The organism is Paenibacillus sp. FSL R5-0744, from assembly GCF_037972555.1.
GTDB lineage: Bacteria > Bacillota > Bacilli > Paenibacillales > Paenibacillaceae > Paenibacillus_AQ.
The window spans coordinates 1,786,028-1,801,870 of record NZ_CP150228.1 but is presented as its reverse complement, the minus strand read 5'-3'; the positions used below and the strand labels follow the sequence as shown (position 1 = coordinate 1,801,870).

Below are 15,843 nucleotides of genomic sequence, written 5' to 3'. Positions count from 1 at the left end.
GTTAGTTACTAATATATATATCTTATTGTTAGCTTTGTCAAAAGAAAAACAGGGATGCTCTTATAGAAAGAACATCCCTGTATCTTATTAAGATTTTCTCTTACGCATCATATCAAAGTATGCTACCGGCTGATCTACCTTCATGCGGACACGTTGCAGAGGATGACGAGCTGCGTCAAGCGGGTTGCCTGCTTCATCCCACAATTCCGCTACAGTCTGCTTAAAGAATGTATCATTGGGTCCGAAGAATTCAACTTCCTGCCCTGGCTTGAAGTGATTGCGTTGCTGAATGAGCGCCATTCCACTCTCAGCATCGTATTCTAGTACAAGTCCGGCAAAATCATAAGGAGCGGCTTTTTCTTCAGGCTCATAGATATGATCTTCATGATCCGGAGTATCATAGAAGAACCCTGTGTTAAGCGGACGATTCGCCGCTTTATTCAGCTCATCCAGCCACTCTTGCTTCAACTCGTACCCTTCCGGATCAGCCATGTAAGCATCAATAGCTTTACGATAAGCGTTAACTACAGTAGCTACATAGTGAATCGACTTCATTCGTCCCTCGATCTTGAAGCTGTCAATGCCTACTTCAATGAGTTCAGGGATACTTTCCAGCATGCACAAATCCTTAGATCCCATGGAGAAAGGATTATCTCCTTGCTGATGCAGTGGAATCTGAGTTACACCCGGAAGCAAAGGGGCCGGAGATTGTGCTACAGCTTGATCTTCTTCAGATACCCAAGTGCCTTCAGGACGCGCATCCTCGAACAAATCATATTTCCAGCGGCAAGACTGACAGCAGCCTCCGCGATTGGAGTCACGATCTGTAAAGTGATTGGATAATACACATCGACCGGAGTACGAAGAGCACATCGCACCATGAATAAAGCTCTCGATTTCAATGTCAACATGCTTCTTAATCTCAGCGATCTCTTCCAGGCTTGTCTCACGGCCGAGTACTACACGTGGCAGACCCTCTTCTTTCCAGAAGGATACCGCTTGCCAGTTTAGTGTAGACTGCTGAGTACTCAAATGTACCTCTAATCCAGGTACTAAACGGCGTGCTGTATCTACAATGACCGGATCAGCAACGATAATAGCCGCAATGCCAACTTCATATAAGTTACGCAGATATTCTTCAATCCCTGCGACATCTTCATTGTGAGCATAAATGTTCGTTGCAACAAATACCTTAGCGCCGTATTTCTTGGCGAATTCAACACCTTCACGCATTTCCTCAAAGCTGAAATTGTCTGCTCCTGAACGCAAACCGTATTTCTGCCCTCCGATATAAACAGCATCCGCACCATAGTGTACTGCGAATTTTAATTTCTCCAAATTACCGGCCGGAGCTAGGAGCTCCGGTTTGTCCAGACGGTAACGTTTGCCCTTGTATTGCGGCTTTGTCATGGTTCCCATTCCTGTTCTCCCCTCCATCGCCCCACAAAGTGATGTCTGTGCATGCTTACTGCACCTAGTCTTTGCGGGGAACTAAAAAACTTTCATTAAATTAAACTTAATATACTTGCTCTTTATAGAAAAATCCGAAGCTTAGCTCCCGTTCTGGATCCTGCAACGTTCTGATAGCTTCCATCCAATCCTCTTGGAAAGAATATGCTTCTGGATCAGCTACATAGAGATCAATAGCTTTGCGATAAGTCTTAACAACCGCCACATTATACGCTGTTGATTTCAACAATCCTTCAATCTTAAAACTCTGTACGCCTGCAGCCATAAGGATATGAAGATCCTCCAAAATACAAATATCTTCCGAACTCATAATATGTGTACCGTTCTCGTCTTCATAGATTGGGAACTTTTGGTCATCTCGTTCTGCCTCGATCAAAAATAGACCACGTTCCTTACCAAGACTGCCGCCCTCGCTTGGACGTCCTTGATGTGACATATAGCTTTCTACAAGCTTACGCTTGGAATGGTATATATTGGTCATGCCGTGAACCTGAACCTGTGCCTCTACCTCTAAAAGCGGAACCATTTCCGTCATTTCATCCATATTCAGCTCACGGGCAAGAACGACGCGAGTAGCACCTTTACGCCCCCAATAATTCGCGGTTGCGTAATTGGTAGAGGTCATTTCCGCATTCCAATGCAGATTCATGCCCGGTGCTTCCTTCTTCACTGTGGTTAACACAGCAGGATCACCGAACTCAACACCGTCAACACCAAGTTCACCTATCGCCTTCACATAGGCAGGGAGCTCTTCGAGAAGAAGGTTGGACATGAGTCCACCTAGTCCAGCATATACTTTGCAGCCACGCGCATGTGCCATTTCTACAACAGCAGCTGTATCCTCCAGAGAGAAATGTCCGGCAAGACGCATGCCAAAACGGTCATCCCCGATGAGCAATGCATCTGCTCCGGCATCCAGCAAAGCAGCAGCTTCCTCTAAGGATGCTGCTGTCGCCAGCAATTCCGGTTTGTTAATCATGTTGTACCTCCTACTTGTACAGTTATTTCAACCGCACCACTCTTCATTTTAATATTTTATTTCGATTCTTGCTTACTTTTTTCGATATTGGCTAAATGTTCCTTGTAGGTCTTAGCAAACAAATGGCCCTGTGTACCATCTTTCTTAGTCACATAGAAGTAGTATTCAGATGCCTCAGGTTCAAGTGCCGCCTGAATGGAGGCCAGCCCCGGATTACTAATAGGTCCCGGAGGAAGCCCAATATTTCTATACGTATTATAAGGACTGTCAACTTCCAAATCTTTATATAACAGTCTTTCCTTCTGTTTGTCGAGCAAATATTGAACCGTAGCATCAATCTCCAGCTTCTGCTCTTTCTTTAAGCGGTTATAAATCACGCCAGCAACTAGTGGTCGTTCACTATCTACCACAACCTCACGCTCGACTAACGAGGCCACTGTCAACAGCTCATGAAGTGTCATTCCACGTGCTTCTAGCTTTTGCTTCCAATTCGGAATCGTGTCCAGTTTCTTCTGGAACTGATCCAATAATGCCTCTACAACTTCCTGCGGCGTACTATCCTTGGCTAGTTCATACGTTTCAGGGAACAAATACCCTTCAAGCCGATGACGAAGGTTCTTATTCTGCGGGATACCTAGAACATCAATTCCCTTCAAGCCCGCACCGGTATCCATTATTTCGAGAAAAATAGCAGCATCCTGATTCCAAGCCTCAGCAAGCTTCTTGGCAATCTGCTCAACAGTATATCCTTCCGGAATCGTAAAAGTTACGGTCTCTTCCTTAACAACATCACCTGCATTTAGCCTCTCGATGAGCTCGTCATAGGTGTCTCCTGGACTAGCAACATAAGTACCAGCTTTGAAGCTGGAACCTTCTTTGGTCCATTTCAAATATCCCTTAAAAAAAAGACTGTTCCTAATAATGCCATTTTGTTCGAGCAGATCAGCAATTTCCGCGCTGCCCATGCCCTTATCTATCGTAAATGTTACGGCGGGTCCTGCAGGTTCTACCGGCTGCATCCCGTTCCAAATGTACCAAGCGCCTCCGCCTCCTGCTGCTACCAGCAAAAGAATAACAATAAGCACAGTACGGATTGCGGATTTCAAGTCAGGTTCCTCACTTTCCGACTATAAAGTATAAAAGTGTACTACTTAAAATTCAATACATATTTCATGATCATGATTGTTGTATTAATTATATTGATCGTATTCCAAGCAAAAAGAGCGCGGAATTCTCCGCCCTCTTCCGTACTCATCATAAATGTAACGTACATGTTTAAAGTTTATTCTGCATCGTCCACTGGAAAAGTCATCTCATCATATAGCTCAGAGATGTCTTCCCACTCTTCATCGTCCACGATGTTCTCTAGTTCCGGAAGTCCGTTAGGAGAGACAACGATACGCAGAATTTCATATTCCACGTCTTTACCGGTGCCTTTCAGCACCGCATAGCCAATACCACCGACTTCAAATTCGGCGATAATATCGTAAATGGAAGACTTGCCCTGCTCATCTTCCAGTTCTACTGTTTCTCCATAGGCTTCCTTAAGCCGCGAAGTCCATACCGCTTGATCAGCGGATAAATCAGTCATTCTCAGATCCTCCGTCCAACTCGTCAACCAGTGTGTTGAAAGTCTCTTCGACAATCGCCCACTCCTCGTCATTATCGATCATGAACAATTGAAGATCGTCGCCTTCTTCCACATAACGGAACGCATAAACCTCATCGGTTTCCTCGTCCTCGGAATCAAGCGGAACCACCATCATGTACTTAGCGTCCGAGCCATCAACCTCAAACTTCATAATGACCTCGAATTCCTCTTCATTACCTTCCTCATCAGGAATATAGATAATTTCCGGTTCTTCCTCTTGGCCAATCTGTTCGTTTGTCATATCCTCGCACCCCTCACCTTTTACTGTTAGCATCCAAAAAATTTTGCAAAATCAGGGCTGCAGCCATTTTGTCCACAATCCCTTTGCGTTTCTTCCGGCTGACGTCCCCTTCAATCAGCACCCGCTCTGCGGATACCGTCGTCAGACGCTCATCCCAAAGGTGTACGGGCATTGCAAATTGCTCCCGTAGCTTGTCAGCGAACTCTATGCAGATTTCGCCCCGGGGTCCTACTGAGCCGTTCATATTCTTCGGTAGACCAACGACAATCTCTCCAATTTCGTGCTCCGTAACAAGTTCACGAATACGTTCGAACTCATTACCAGTACCGCGGCGCTCAATCGTTTCAAGAGCTTGTGCCGTCCATCCAAAAACATCGCTTGTGGCTACACCGATTCTACGGTCGCCGTAATCCAATCCTAACTTCTTCATCATCTGGGATTATCCACCTTGTGATTGACGAGGTAGAATCTAACCAGCTCTTCAATCAGCTCATCACGTTCTTTTCTCCGGACCAAACTTCTCGCATTGTTATGACGCGGAATGTAAGCTGGGTCTCCGGAAAGTAGATACCCTACGATCTGATTGATCGGATGATACTCTTTCTCCACCAGTGCATCGTATACAGCGAGCAATATTTCCTGGGGAGAAGCTTCCTTTTCGTCGCCCTTCACATTGAATTTGACCGTTTTGTCCATGGAGTCCATTTGTGACACCTTCCTTCTGCAAAATCACCCTAAAAGGGCGGCTTCGCAAAGTTGCTACTGTGCAGCTCACTTGCTTCCTTTATCATAACATATTCATAGCCCAACGAGGAAATCCTGCGCGTGGAATAACGCTTTTTTTGGCATTTCCTCTACAAAAATAATGATATTTTTGGCTTTTAAGCTATTGTCAAGCACAACTATTCATGAAAATCTAACCACCTGTTAATAAAGAGTAGCGGTACTGATGTCAAACTCTCAGTACCGCTATGTTTTTTCGTAATACGTTTAAAATAAGAAATAGTTTCGTAATTTTTATTTATGCTAGGGAAGCCACTAATTCTTCTGCTTTAGCCAGTGCCTCGCCAAGCTTGGAGGCATCTTTACCACCAGCTTGTGCCATATCTGGACGTCCGCCACCGCCGCCACCGCATACTGCTGCGACTTCTTTAACGATCTTACCAGCGTGGAAGCCCTTCTTCACCAGATCCTGTGGTACAGCTACAACAAAGTTCACCTTGTCGTCCATGGCAGCACCCAGAACAAGTACAGCATCCGGGAGCTTGGATTTCAATTCATCTGCAGTAGAACGCAGAGCGTCCATATTTCCTGCTTGAACAGCAACAGCAAGAAGCTGTGTACCTGCACCAACCGTCTTCACACTGCTTGTTAGTTCAGCGGCAAATGTTGCGCTCAGCTTAGATTGCAAGGATTCATTCTCACGCGAAAGCTCACGCACTTGGTTATGCAATGCTTCAATCCGTTTTGGAACGTCGTTCAGAGAAGACTTCAGTAGACCCGCAGATTGCTTGAGCAGATCCAGTTGGCTCTCAGTGAACTGATAAGCGTAACGTCCAGTCACTGCTTCGATACGGCGCACTCCGGAACCAATACCACTTTCGCTAAGCAGCTTGAAAATTCCAATTTGAGACGTGTTGGATACATGGCATCCACCACAAAGCTCAAGGCTGTAATCGCCGACTTGAACGACACGGACAATATTGCCATATTTTTCACCAAATAATGCCATAGCGCCCATAGCCTTAGCTTCGTCAATTGGCTTGTTCTCAATGACTACATCAAGGCCACGCCAAATTTGTGCATTCACACGATGCTCGATGTCGCTTAGTTCTTCCGGTGTAATCGCTCCGAAGTGGGAGAAGTCAAACCGTAAACGAGCACCTTCTACTAGAGATCCTGCTTGGTTGACATGACCGCCAAGAACCTCTTTGAGCGCTTTATGCAGTAGATGAGTAGCTGTATGGTTCTTCACGATATCTTCACGCTGTGCACGATCCACTTCAGCGCGAACCGATTCGCCTACTTTCAATTCTCCAGCTTCCACAGTTACCAAATGTACATGTTGACCATGTGGAGCCTTGAACAATCCTTTTACCTTAGCTGTAACTGAACCGCCAGTAAGCAGACCTGTGTCACTCACTTGTCCGCCACTTTCAGCATAGAACGGTGTTGCCTCAAGAATTACTTGGCACTCTACGCCTTCGCCAGCAGTATCGACCAATTCATCCCCCACAACAATAGCCATGATTTTCGACTCTGTTACCGAGTCATTATATCCAACAAATTCACTTTTAACCGTCAGATCCGCTAATGCACCACCTTGGATCTTCATGCTGCCACCGTCATGACGTGCAGCTCTTGCACGATCACGCTGTTCTTGCATAGCGACATCGAAGCCTTCACGGTCTACAGTTAATCCTTGCTCTGCTGCGAAATCTTCAGTCAGGTCAAATGGGAATCCGTAAGTGTCATATAGCTTAAATGCATCAGCTCCAGCAATCGTGCTGTGCCCATCTGCTTTTGCTTTAGCGCTGATCTCACCCAAGATAGCCAATCCATCAGACAATGTCTCATGGAAACGTTCTTCTTCTGTACGGATAATCTTGGCGATATATTCCCGATTCTCGACAACGGATGGATAATATACACCCATAATCTCACCAACGGTTTCCGTCAACTCATGCAGGAACGGACGATCCAGACCCAGGGTCTTTCCGTAACGAACAGCACGGCGTAGCAAACGGCGGATAATATAACCACGACCTTCATTAGAAGGAAGTACTCCATCCCCTACGGCAAAAGTAACGGTACGCACATGGTCAGCGATAACTTTAAGCGCGATATCCTGCTCAACATTATCTTTATATGTTACACCAGCAAGCTCAGCTGTTTTTTGAATAATCGGTTGGAACAAATCGGTATCGAAGTTGGAATCTACATCTTGAAGAATGGATGCAAAACGCTCCAGTCCAGCACCGGTATCAATGTTCTTGTTCGGAAGCGGCGTATAGCTGCCATCCTTGTTATGGTTGAATTGTGAGAACACAAGGTTCCATACTTCGAGCCAACGTTCGTTTTCTCCACCCGGATACATTTCTGGATCGCTCATGTCGCTACCATAAGCTTCGCCGCGGTCATAAAAGATTTCCGAACAAGGACCACAAGGGCCTTCGCCGATATCCCAGAAGTTCTCATCTCCCAGCTTAATGATGCGTTCTGCTGGCAAGCCCACTTTTTCATTCCACAGCTTGAATGCCTCTTCATCCTCAGCATACACAGTTACGGAGATACGTTCTGGATCGAAGCCGATCCACTCCTTGCCAGTCAAGAATTCCCAAGCCCATGTGATAGCTTCTTCTTTGAAATAATCGCCGATAGAGAAGTTACCTAACATTTCGAAGAATGTATGGTGACGGCGTGTCTTCCCTACATTCTCGATATCATTGGTACGAATACATTTCTGCGAGTTCGTCAGGCGCGGATTCTCAGGAATCTCACGGCCATCGAAGTATGCTTTCAGCGGTGCCATACCTGCGTTGATCCACAACAGCGAAGGATCGTTATGCGGTACGAGAGATGCACTAGGTTCAATCTTGTGACCTTTACTTTCAAAAAACTTAAGCCATTTGGAACGAATTTCACTTGCTTTCATTGTTTACAGCTCCCGTCTCATCTTTTTAATTCGGCTCATGCGCCAGATTGTACAAATTTTTTAAAAAATAAAAACAAAAAAACGCCCCTGAATAATTCAGGGACGATTAATATCGCGGTACCACCCTGGTTATCGCCTTGACCCAATTTACGGGAAAGTTAAAGGGCGATCGCCTTGTCGCGGCTGATAACGGGTGCCCCCGGTGAGTTTGTGATCTCACACTCCGAAATTAGCTTTCCACCGGCCTGTCTTCAAGGTTCTCCCAGCCATTACGAAATGCTTTCGTAAAGGAACCTGTTCTCTGATCAAGCCATCCTCCGGCGTACTTCATTTTCATCAACGTTTTATCCGATTTACATTTTAACATTTCAAGTATAGCCAGTGCCCCTTCATCTGTCAATCTGAGGAGGAGTTAAGGATAACGTGAGAATATATGATTTTTGTAATGGTGAACTCGGGCACTTAAAGAATATAGTAAATCTCAGATAGTATTTGGAAAATTATGTATTATAAATAATACTCTAGAATACGCAATGCTCGGGTAAAACTAAGGAGGATTACAAATCATGCTGCGCAATAAAGTAACTGAGGAGCTATCGATTGTTAAAGTTAAGCCTACATCAATACGCTTTATCGTCAGTCTCATTTTTATTCATATTCTCTTCACTCTAACGGTTAACCTTGTCCTTTTTGCAAATGGAACTTTAAGCGTTATTGCCAAAAGCACAAACGGATGGATCAACGAAACGTTAGCTGCAAATCTGTTCGGTCTTGTGTTAGAAGTGGTTATTTTCTTATGTACAATAGCTAAATTATCGCTGAGGGATTTGGGGTTAAAAAGGAATACATTATTAGCAGGACTTATCGGCACTTTTCTATTTTGGCTCGCAATTAACATTGTTGATTTAGGTATGACATTACTGACTCACTCAAGTTTAACATTCAATAATGATATTTTCACGAATTCGAACGTCGTCTTTGGTGAATTCCTGGGTCAGATTTTCGGAAATGCTTTACTGGAAGAAGTTTTGTTTCGGGGCTTTCTGCTAGTTCAAATCTATCTCTTATTAAAAAAAGTCAATAACCATACTTCACGCATCGGTTGTGCAATGCTTATCTCACAATCCATCTTTGCCGCTATACATATCCCAAATCGGATCTATTCAGGATTAGTAGGAATGGATTTTGTTTATGATTTTATCGTACTAGTAATTCTAGGGGTCATATTCTCATTACTCTATGTCTTAACCAAGAATCTATTTTTCGTGATTGGCGTCCATTCCTTAATGAATGTTCAGATTATGTTTTGGAATAGTAGTTTTACTCATACAGCAACTTTAATCTGTTTGTTGTTACTGACTTGTCTTTTAATTTGTTTCAAAAGGAAGGAATTCCGAGCACAGAAATCAGAGGGGGCAGTGCCAAGCTGAATAAATGGAATCGGAGAATTTTCTAGAATCGCGACTGACCCAATTGTAAACATAATCAGCTAAAGCAAGCAGTCGATAACCAAAACGGAGGGCAGCAATTCTCAAGTAAATATGAGAATCGCTGCCCTGTGCTGTATATTTACGTTTTTAATATAAAAGAGCTACGTTTCCGTCAGCTGGCGCAGGCAGTACGTATCCTTAATAACAATTCTAAATCAGCTTGTGTGCAAACCACTTTTCGCCCCTGAAGCGCCAAAGAAAAATGCCCCCGCGAACGGCCCACTCGCAGTTCATCGCCAGCCAGACACCCATGACACCGTAGCCCAGTACGATCCCAAGGATGTATCCAAAAATCACCCGAAACAGCCACATCGTCAGCATTGAGGTAATTGAGGTGAAGCGGGAATCTCCTGCTGCCCGCAGTGCGGACGGCAAAATAAAGCTGATGGCCCACAGCGGAACTTGGGCAATGGAATTCACCAGCAGCACCACAAACAGATCATCAATGATCTCGGAAGGTGGGGAAAAGATCGATACCAGCGGGTGGAATAGCGGCATCAGAATCAAGGCGATCAACGCCAAAGAGCCGGACCCGATCCAGAGAAAGGACTTGATGAACTTTCTGGCTTCAGAGACATTCCCCCGCCCAATACATTGGCCGACCACCGTTACAATAGTAAGCGACAGCGCGCTGGCTGGAATTTGAAACACCAGAGCCAGCGAGCCGGCAATGGCATTGGTCGCAATGGCATAAGTGCCTAGGCTGACAATAAACACCTGAGTGAGCAGTTTCCCCCCGTTGAAGAACATCTGCTCCGCTGCGAACGGCACGCCGATGAACATGATTCTCCTCAGCATGGTCAGAGGGATTCGGAATAGGTCACGAAAACGCACCCGCAGGGCCGTATCCACCTTGAACAGATACACCAGGGCACAAACCATACCTGCATACCGCGCGATATTAATCGCAAGCGTCATCCCCAGCACACCCATGTGCAACAGGTTAATGAAGACCACGTTCAAGATAACATACAGCAGGTTCATGATGAGCGACAGCATCAAAGAAGCCCGTGTCTTGCCCACACCTCGCAGAGCTCCGCATACCGCCTGAACCACCGCGATGCCCAGATATGAAATACTGCTGCCGATCAGGTAGATGCGGGCATTGTCCAGCACTTCGGGTGAGGCGGTTCCGAACAAAAGGTTCAATATAGGAGTATGGAAGCCCATCAGGAGCAGACCGATTCCCAAAGCGATCAGCGACACCGAAGCGACCGAAGCCGCCGTAGCCTGGGACACCATCCGGTCGTTTCCGCTCCCTTTATACTGCGCGACTACCACTGTCCCCCCGGTTGCAACCGCCACGAACACATTGATCAGAAAAATATTCAGCGAATCCACCATATTCACTGCACTGACCGCCGCCATCCCGGACGAGCTGATCATTGCGGTATTTACCAGATTAAGTCCAATAATGAAGGCCTGGTCAATCAGAATTGGAATAAATAAAGCTATAATTTGCCGATAATCCATCCCCTCCCCAGAAAGATATTTCTCCAGCAATCTTTTCTTCTGAAGACTAGCCCGAAGCTGCATAACATATCACATTCTTTTCTGTAAAATGGAAAAAACTCTTCATCCGAAGAGCTTTTCAACAAATTATACCCATTATACCGTGGGCACTTTACATTCAGTTTACTATAGATACACCTTTAAGTCTTTAATCAGGAGTCAAAAAACAGCAACTGCCCTTCACATATTTGGAGAACATAAACTTCATCAGAAGTATGCAGCTTCAGACCATAGAATCATTCGTCATCAAAAGTATTGGCAAAAGTCTTTAAGCGGATTGCGTTATGCTTGATGATCATGATCGTTCTTTGCATTTACGCAAGAAAAACGCCTGACGGCTTCCTTGGAGGTAGAGTAGAGTTACAAGCTGAGTACATCCGTAATTCCATAATCGTATCTATATACACCTTCGTAGTGAGGTTCCGAGAGACGGACCATATTGCACTTATTCCCTAATAATAAACCTATTCCCGGGTGACTTGGGGCGGATAACGGCGCTGGCTCGCTTACGTTACCGTCGGCACATTGTATTCAGTTTTCCGCATACATTTGGCTCGTTTACGTTACCATCAGCACATTGTATTTGGTTTTTCGCATACATTTGGCTCGTTTACGTTACCGTCGGCACATTGTATTCGGTTTTTCGCATACATTCGGCTCGTTTACGTTACCGTCGGCACATTGTATTCGATTTTTCGCATACATTTGGCTCGCTTATGTTACCGTCGGCACATTGTATTTGGTTTTTCACATACATTCGGCTCGCTTACGTTACCATCAGCACATTGTATTTGGTTTTTCGCATACATTCGGCTCGTTTACGTTACCGTCGGCACATTGTATTCGATTTTTCGCATACATTTGGCTCGTTTACGTTACCATAGCACATTGTATTCGGTTTTCCGCATACATTTGGCTCGTTTTCGTTACCGTCGGCACATTGTATTTGGTTTTTCGCATACATTGGCTCGTTTACGTTACCGTCCGCACATTGTATTCGGTTTTTCGCATACATTTGGCTCGCTTACGTTACCGTCGGCACATTGTATTCGGTTTTCCGCATACATTTCTCCGTAATCTCGAAATTTTATAAATTCTATTCCATAAAAAAACCCGCGCTAGGCGCGGATTCTTAAAGAAACTATTAAGCTTTCTATTATTTTGCACTCTCGGCAATCGTCTTATAAGCCGCTAAATCTGTATACACTTCCACCTTAAGCGGATTGCGTTTATGTTTGGTAATTTTATAGAAGTGATAGACAAACACTGCAATATTAGCTGCTAAAGATAATGCACTCACAACCCAAAGCGCCGTTTCGCTGTGAGAAGATTGTACGGAGAACTTTGAATCGCCAACAAACGCCGGGAACGACATTGTAAACATCATCCAAATCGCCAAGGTTTGTGCACGGTGCTGTAGCCATGCTCCTTTTTTGAAGAAGAATGCTGGAATTGTACAAGAGATCAGAAGAGCTGCACCTGCATAGAAGGAATGGTCAGAAACTGCGTTATATACATAGGCAAAGTTCCAAATGTCATAAGCAATGATCCAGAACCACAGCTGGTCCGGCCACAACATATCCTTACTCTTGTCTTTACTAATAACAATACCCATCCAACCAGAAATCGTAATAATGTTCAGAATACCTGCGATCCCGTTCATAATGTTCCAAGGACCACCTACCATCATTACGCCATCCACCATGCCTTGCAAGCTGTACACTTGGAAATCACGGATAACTGCTTCAAGAATGTTAACTGCAAGGATAATCGCCGGGAACATTAATATATATTTATTTTTGTCCCATCCTTTAACATAACGGATAGCCATAAACCCTATACATCCTGCCAAGGCAGAATATACTTTTACCCAGTGAAACCATGTTCCAGTACTGGAGCCTTCGCCTGCCGTATTCGGCCAGACCGCTATGGTAAGAACAATAGGGACAACGATAAACAGAATAATTGAGAACCACTTGCTTCTTCGAGCTATTTCGTTGAAAATCATTAATCCTGCAAGTACCACTAACCACATTAGAGCAGAGTACCAAGGAATCGATTCGAATAAAAACATAATGTATTCCTCCTTCATATTTTGTATATAAGCTATGTCTTGAGTCCAATATATCCCATCCTCCTTCGAACGATCAAACCGCTCAAAACGTTGATTTATCAAGGTTTTCATAGTCTCATTTCGAGTTGAGTTTACACATCAATAGGACTGGAATTCATCTAAGGTCCTACCCCAAGTAAGGGAATCTATTAGAAACCATGCCTACAGAACTACAAACTGTAAACCTAACTCGAACGTAAAATATCCCCCACAAAGTGGAGTTTTGCTTTAATGCTTACTCAGGTACTTTGCGGGGGGCCCAAAATATATACTTTATGCAATACAAAAAACCTTGCCGACAAATTTCTTTGTGGACAAGGCTTACTACTCACGCATTATCAAAAAAATCTTTCAACTAAGTATTTCGAATATACGATACAGTTCTCCAGTGTAGGAAAATTCATAATTTCTCCAGCATAATAGATCTTATCTCTTCCTTGCATTTGATCAAGCCGTTCATAGAAGCCTTCACGGATCGCATTAGAATCTACATGGGGGAACTGCTTCCAGCGCTTCATCATATACAGACGAATATTCTCGCCGCCAAGCTCGCGAAGTTTATTTTCCACCTTTTCCCTCATCTCGAGATCTGTCATCTCATCATTCTCCGCTACATATACCGTAACTAGATCCGTTGTTCCCATATCTGCCCACCTGTAATACCATGCCATCATATGTCCCTTGCGTTCAGGATTCATATTGCAGGGGATATATCCAGAAAGCTCCGGCAACCCCTTCACTCTGTAAGCATATACCCGAAACCGTTCATAGATTATACACTCAAACAATGCTCTGTCTACCGAAGATAAGTGAATCATATCGCCCAGATGCTCTAAGGAAGCAGTATAAATAACCTTGTCAAAATAAAAGATATCCTGGTTTGTTTCCACCCGAACTTGACCATTTCCCTCTTGCTCCATATGTAGCACTTCACAAGTCAGACGCAGATCCTCTACTTGGTCGGCCATTCTTCTAATGAGTTCAGTAACTCCCTTAGGCCAGGTTATCATGTGAGTGATCTCAATAAAGGATAATAAATTATCATAAGTAAGAAATTTCAATACATAGGCGGCCGGCACATCCTGAATACTCCCAAAACCAAAAGTATTGAAGTAATGCATATATACCTGCCCAATTACAGATAGCTCATTCTCCGTACACCAATCTGAAAAGGGCTGACATAGATCTGCCGATAAGTGTAGAAAACCCGGTTCTTGTAGTGATTTATAACGTTTCAAAATTTCCGGCAACCGTTTGAATTCTTGGGTAAACGTCTGAATTTGGTCCATAGGAATCTGAGTAGTTTTTCGCCCATTTGTATCAAAAAATCCCCGTTCCAAGAGTGGCCCCTTATCCATAAGATCAAACTCCCTCATGAGTTCAATCGTATGTTTATAAGTTGGCAAGCCGATTAGGGTTCCCATTTCATAGGTTTTCCCTTTATATTCAATCGAATGACACTTGCCACCTACTCGGTCTGACTTCTCAAGGAGAGTGATATGGTTATATCCTTTTTTCGCGAGCTGGTAAGCAGCTGTAACCCCAGAAATCCCTGCACCGATGATCCCTATTCTGTCTTCATACTTCATATTAGTCATCATCCGTTATCTCCTTGTAAATAACCATAATGGCAAGGTCTCACGCTGACCTGCATACTCAAGTGCTACATCCGATGGTATTTTACCTTGATTAGGTCCGTCTGTGATCACCCTGCTGAAGTTATAGATCCTCAAATATTCGTGTAAGCGCTTTTCTAAAGTCTCAAAGGAATCAATCGTATCATCCAACCAAGCCTGCTGATAGAACTCTTTCGTCAACACCGCTGCAAATTGCTGTAAGGGTTGAAATACTTCTGTCTGATCTGCAGTAATAGCTACTTGATTTATGTTGTTCTTATGTAAAAAATCACTGTATTTATGTTTACCTCTATCCCAGTTCGTAGTAAATTCACGACTCTTGTTCGTAACCAGATTATTAATTTGGAATTCTAAGGTCTTCATCAATGGGATGACCTTCAAATCCATAAAATCGATAAAATGAATGGCGGACTTCCGATTATATAGCTTAACTAAGCCTAATCTGGAATAGGCATCGTAGACCACGTATTGATACACCTTTCCTACCCTCGGGAACACTCCCATATAGCTAATACTCTGTTGGCACATATACCCGGGATGAGCATTTTCCGGATTTTTCATCCTATAGTCCAGAGGTTTGGATTTCTCTTTACACCCTCTGCTGTTAGCCGCTTGCGCGCCGTCCCGCTTCTTTGCTTTAACTTCTTTGGCGTAAGCCTCCCGTTCTATTCTCTTACTAAGTCCATTTCGACGCAGCACATTATAAATACCTGACTCCCCTATGTTCACACCCTCATCCTGCAGTTCGTAAAAGATTCGCTTGGGTCCATCTTCAGGGAATTTGGCAACGTATTGTAAGATCAATCTTTCCGTTCGCTTATCCACTTTATTAGGCATTACCGGCTTTCGTTCCTTCTCTGCCAGTCCATCCATCCCCTGCTCTTGGTAAGCTTTACACCACTGATAATAGATCGTCCGGGATATGCCAAACTCCTTGCAGGTTTCGCTCACATTGTTGCTGATAGTTCCTTGCATGAGGATATGATATTTGTTGTTTGCATTCATCTATTACACCCCCTATTCTTTATTTTATACATAGTTGGCGTTAAATACAGTGCTATTCTACAAAGGATAGGTGAAAAACTTATACTTTCT

13 protein-coding genes are annotated in these 15,843 nt (G+C 44.1%); 1 reads left to right on the top strand and 12 read right to left on the bottom strand.

Annotation, left to right across the window (positions count from 1 at the left end):
• Window positions 1-87: 87 nt before the first annotated feature.
• From MKY19_RS07870 to alaS, 8 genes are all read right to left on the bottom strand, one after another.
• Entirely contained in the window at window positions 88-1,419 is a 1,332-nt protein-coding gene (locus MKY19_RS07870) for a U32 family peptidase (protein WP_339801835.1), read from the bottom strand.
• 97 nt (window positions 1,420-1,516) lie between these two features.
• Window positions 1,517-2,449: a peptidase U32 family protein gene (locus MKY19_RS07865; RefSeq protein WP_339269729.1), complete on the bottom strand. Its 933-nt coding sequence runs from the start codon at window positions 2,447-2,449 to the stop codon at window positions 1,517-1,519.
• Window positions 2,450-2,505: 56 nt separating this feature from the next.
• The gene (gene mltG, locus MKY19_RS07860) at window positions 2,506-3,555 is read right to left on the bottom strand and encodes an endolytic transglycosylase MltG (protein ID WP_339801832.1); all 1,050 of its coding nucleotides are present in this window, start codon (window positions 3,553-3,555) and stop codon (window positions 2,506-2,508) included.
• 176 nt (window positions 3,556-3,731) lie between these two features.
• On the bottom strand, window positions 3,732-4,040 hold the full coding sequence (locus MKY19_RS07855; RefSeq protein WP_076284270.1) for a DUF1292 domain-containing protein: 309 nt from the start codon (window positions 4,038-4,040) through the stop codon (window positions 3,732-3,734).
• Window positions 4,033-4,341 carry a DUF1292 domain-containing protein gene (locus MKY19_RS07850; protein WP_038569507.1) on the bottom strand — a complete coding sequence of 103 codons (309 nt, stop codon included), beginning with the start codon at window positions 4,339-4,341 and terminating at the stop codon, window positions 4,033-4,035. The genes MKY19_RS07855 and MKY19_RS07850 overlap by 8 nt, the downstream gene beginning before the upstream one ends.
• Window positions 4,342-4,354: 13 nt before the next feature.
• Window positions 4,355-4,771 (bottom strand): Holliday junction resolvase RuvX, encoded by a 417-nt coding sequence (ruvX, locus tag MKY19_RS07845; protein ID WP_042193474.1) that lies wholly within the window; start codon window positions 4,769-4,771, stop codon window positions 4,355-4,357.
• A complete protein-coding gene (locus tag MKY19_RS07840; RefSeq protein ID WP_042125473.1) occupies window positions 4,771-5,046 on the bottom strand; it encodes an IreB family regulatory phosphoprotein in 276 nt (91 codons plus the stop codon). The genes ruvX and MKY19_RS07840 overlap by 1 nt, the downstream gene beginning before the upstream one ends.
• 316 nt (window positions 5,047-5,362) lie before the next feature.
• The gene (gene alaS, locus MKY19_RS07835) at window positions 5,363-7,996 is read right to left on the bottom strand and encodes an alanine--tRNA ligase (RefSeq protein WP_076300047.1); all 2,634 of its coding nucleotides are present in this window, start codon (window positions 7,994-7,996) and stop codon (window positions 5,363-5,365) included.
• 566 nt (window positions 7,997-8,562) lie between these two features.
• Here alaS and MKY19_RS07830 point away from each other — a divergent pair.
• Window positions 8,563-9,426 (top strand): type II CAAX endopeptidase family protein, encoded by an 864-nt coding sequence (locus tag MKY19_RS07830; RefSeq protein ID WP_339801827.1) that lies wholly within the window; start codon window positions 8,563-8,565, stop codon window positions 9,424-9,426.
• 210 nt (window positions 9,427-9,636) lie between these two features.
• Here the strand turns inward: MKY19_RS07830 and MKY19_RS07825 are convergent, their stop codons facing one another.
• The 4 genes from MKY19_RS07825 to MKY19_RS07810 form a co-directional block, all read right to left on the bottom strand.
• A complete protein-coding gene (locus tag MKY19_RS07825) occupies window positions 9,637-11,022 on the bottom strand; it encodes an MATE family efflux transporter (RefSeq protein ID WP_339269721.1) in 1,386 nt (461 codons plus the stop codon).
• 1,132 nt (window positions 11,023-12,154) lie between these two features.
• A complete protein-coding gene (locus MKY19_RS07820) occupies window positions 12,155-13,072 on the bottom strand; it encodes a DUF5692 family protein (RefSeq protein WP_042186069.1) in 918 nt (305 codons plus the stop codon).
• A 377-nt stretch (window positions 13,073-13,449) separates the two neighbouring features.
• Window positions 13,450-14,712, bottom strand: coding sequence for an FAD-dependent oxidoreductase (locus MKY19_RS07815; protein ID WP_339801823.1), 1,263 nt, complete (start codon window positions 14,710-14,712; stop codon window positions 13,450-13,452).
• 3 nt (window positions 14,713-14,715) lie between these two features.
• Complete coding sequence (locus tag MKY19_RS07810; RefSeq protein WP_042186066.1) at window positions 14,716-15,753, bottom strand: helix-turn-helix domain-containing protein; 1,038 nt, start codon at window positions 15,751-15,753, stop codon at window positions 14,716-14,718.
• Between the last annotated feature and the right edge of the window lie 90 nt (window positions 15,754-15,843).

Excerpts from the sequence above, each read along its gene's own strand:
- ruvX (WP_042193474.1), bottom strand. The coding sequence starts at position 4,771 with ATGAAGAAGTTAGGATTGGATTACGGCGACCGTAGAATCGGTGTAGCC.
- MKY19_RS07865 (WP_339269729.1), bottom strand. The coding sequence starts at position 2,449 with ATGATTAACAAACCGGAATTGCTGGCGACAGCAGCATCCTTAGAGGAA.
- MKY19_RS07855 (WP_076284270.1), bottom strand. The coding sequence starts at position 4,040 with ATGACTGATTTATCCGCTGATCAAGCGGTATGGACTTCGCGGCTTAAG.
- MKY19_RS07810 (WP_042186066.1), bottom strand. The coding sequence starts at position 15,753 with ATGAATGCAAACAACAAATATCATATCCTCATGCAAGGAACTATCAGC.
- alaS (WP_076300047.1), bottom strand. The coding sequence starts at position 7,996 with ATGAAAGCAAGTGAAATTCGTTCCAAATGGCTTAAGTTTTTTGAAAGT.
- MKY19_RS07850 (WP_038569507.1), bottom strand. The coding sequence starts at position 4,341 with ATGACAAACGAACAGATTGGCCAAGAGGAAGAACCGGAAATTATCTAT.
- MKY19_RS07815 (WP_339801823.1), bottom strand. The coding sequence starts at position 14,712 with ATGATGACTAATATGAAGTATGAAGACAGAATAGGGATCATCGGTGCA.
- MKY19_RS07820 (WP_042186069.1), bottom strand. The coding sequence starts at position 13,072 with ATGTTTTTATTCGAATCGATTCCTTGGTACTCTGCTCTAATGTGGTTA.
- MKY19_RS07830 (WP_339801827.1), top strand. The coding sequence starts at position 8,563 with ATGCTGCGCAATAAAGTAACTGAGGAGCTATCGATTGTTAAAGTTAAG.
- MKY19_RS07840 (WP_042125473.1), bottom strand. The coding sequence starts at position 5,046 with ATGGACTCCATGGACAAAACGGTCAAATTCAATGTGAAGGGCGACGAA.
- MKY19_RS07870 (WP_339801835.1), bottom strand. The coding sequence starts at position 1,419 with ATGGGAACCATGACAAAGCCGCAATACAAGGGCAAACGTTACCGTCTG.
- MKY19_RS07825 (WP_339269721.1), bottom strand. The coding sequence starts at position 11,022 with ATGCAGCTTCGGGCTAGTCTTCAGAAGAAAAGATTGCTGGAGAAATAT.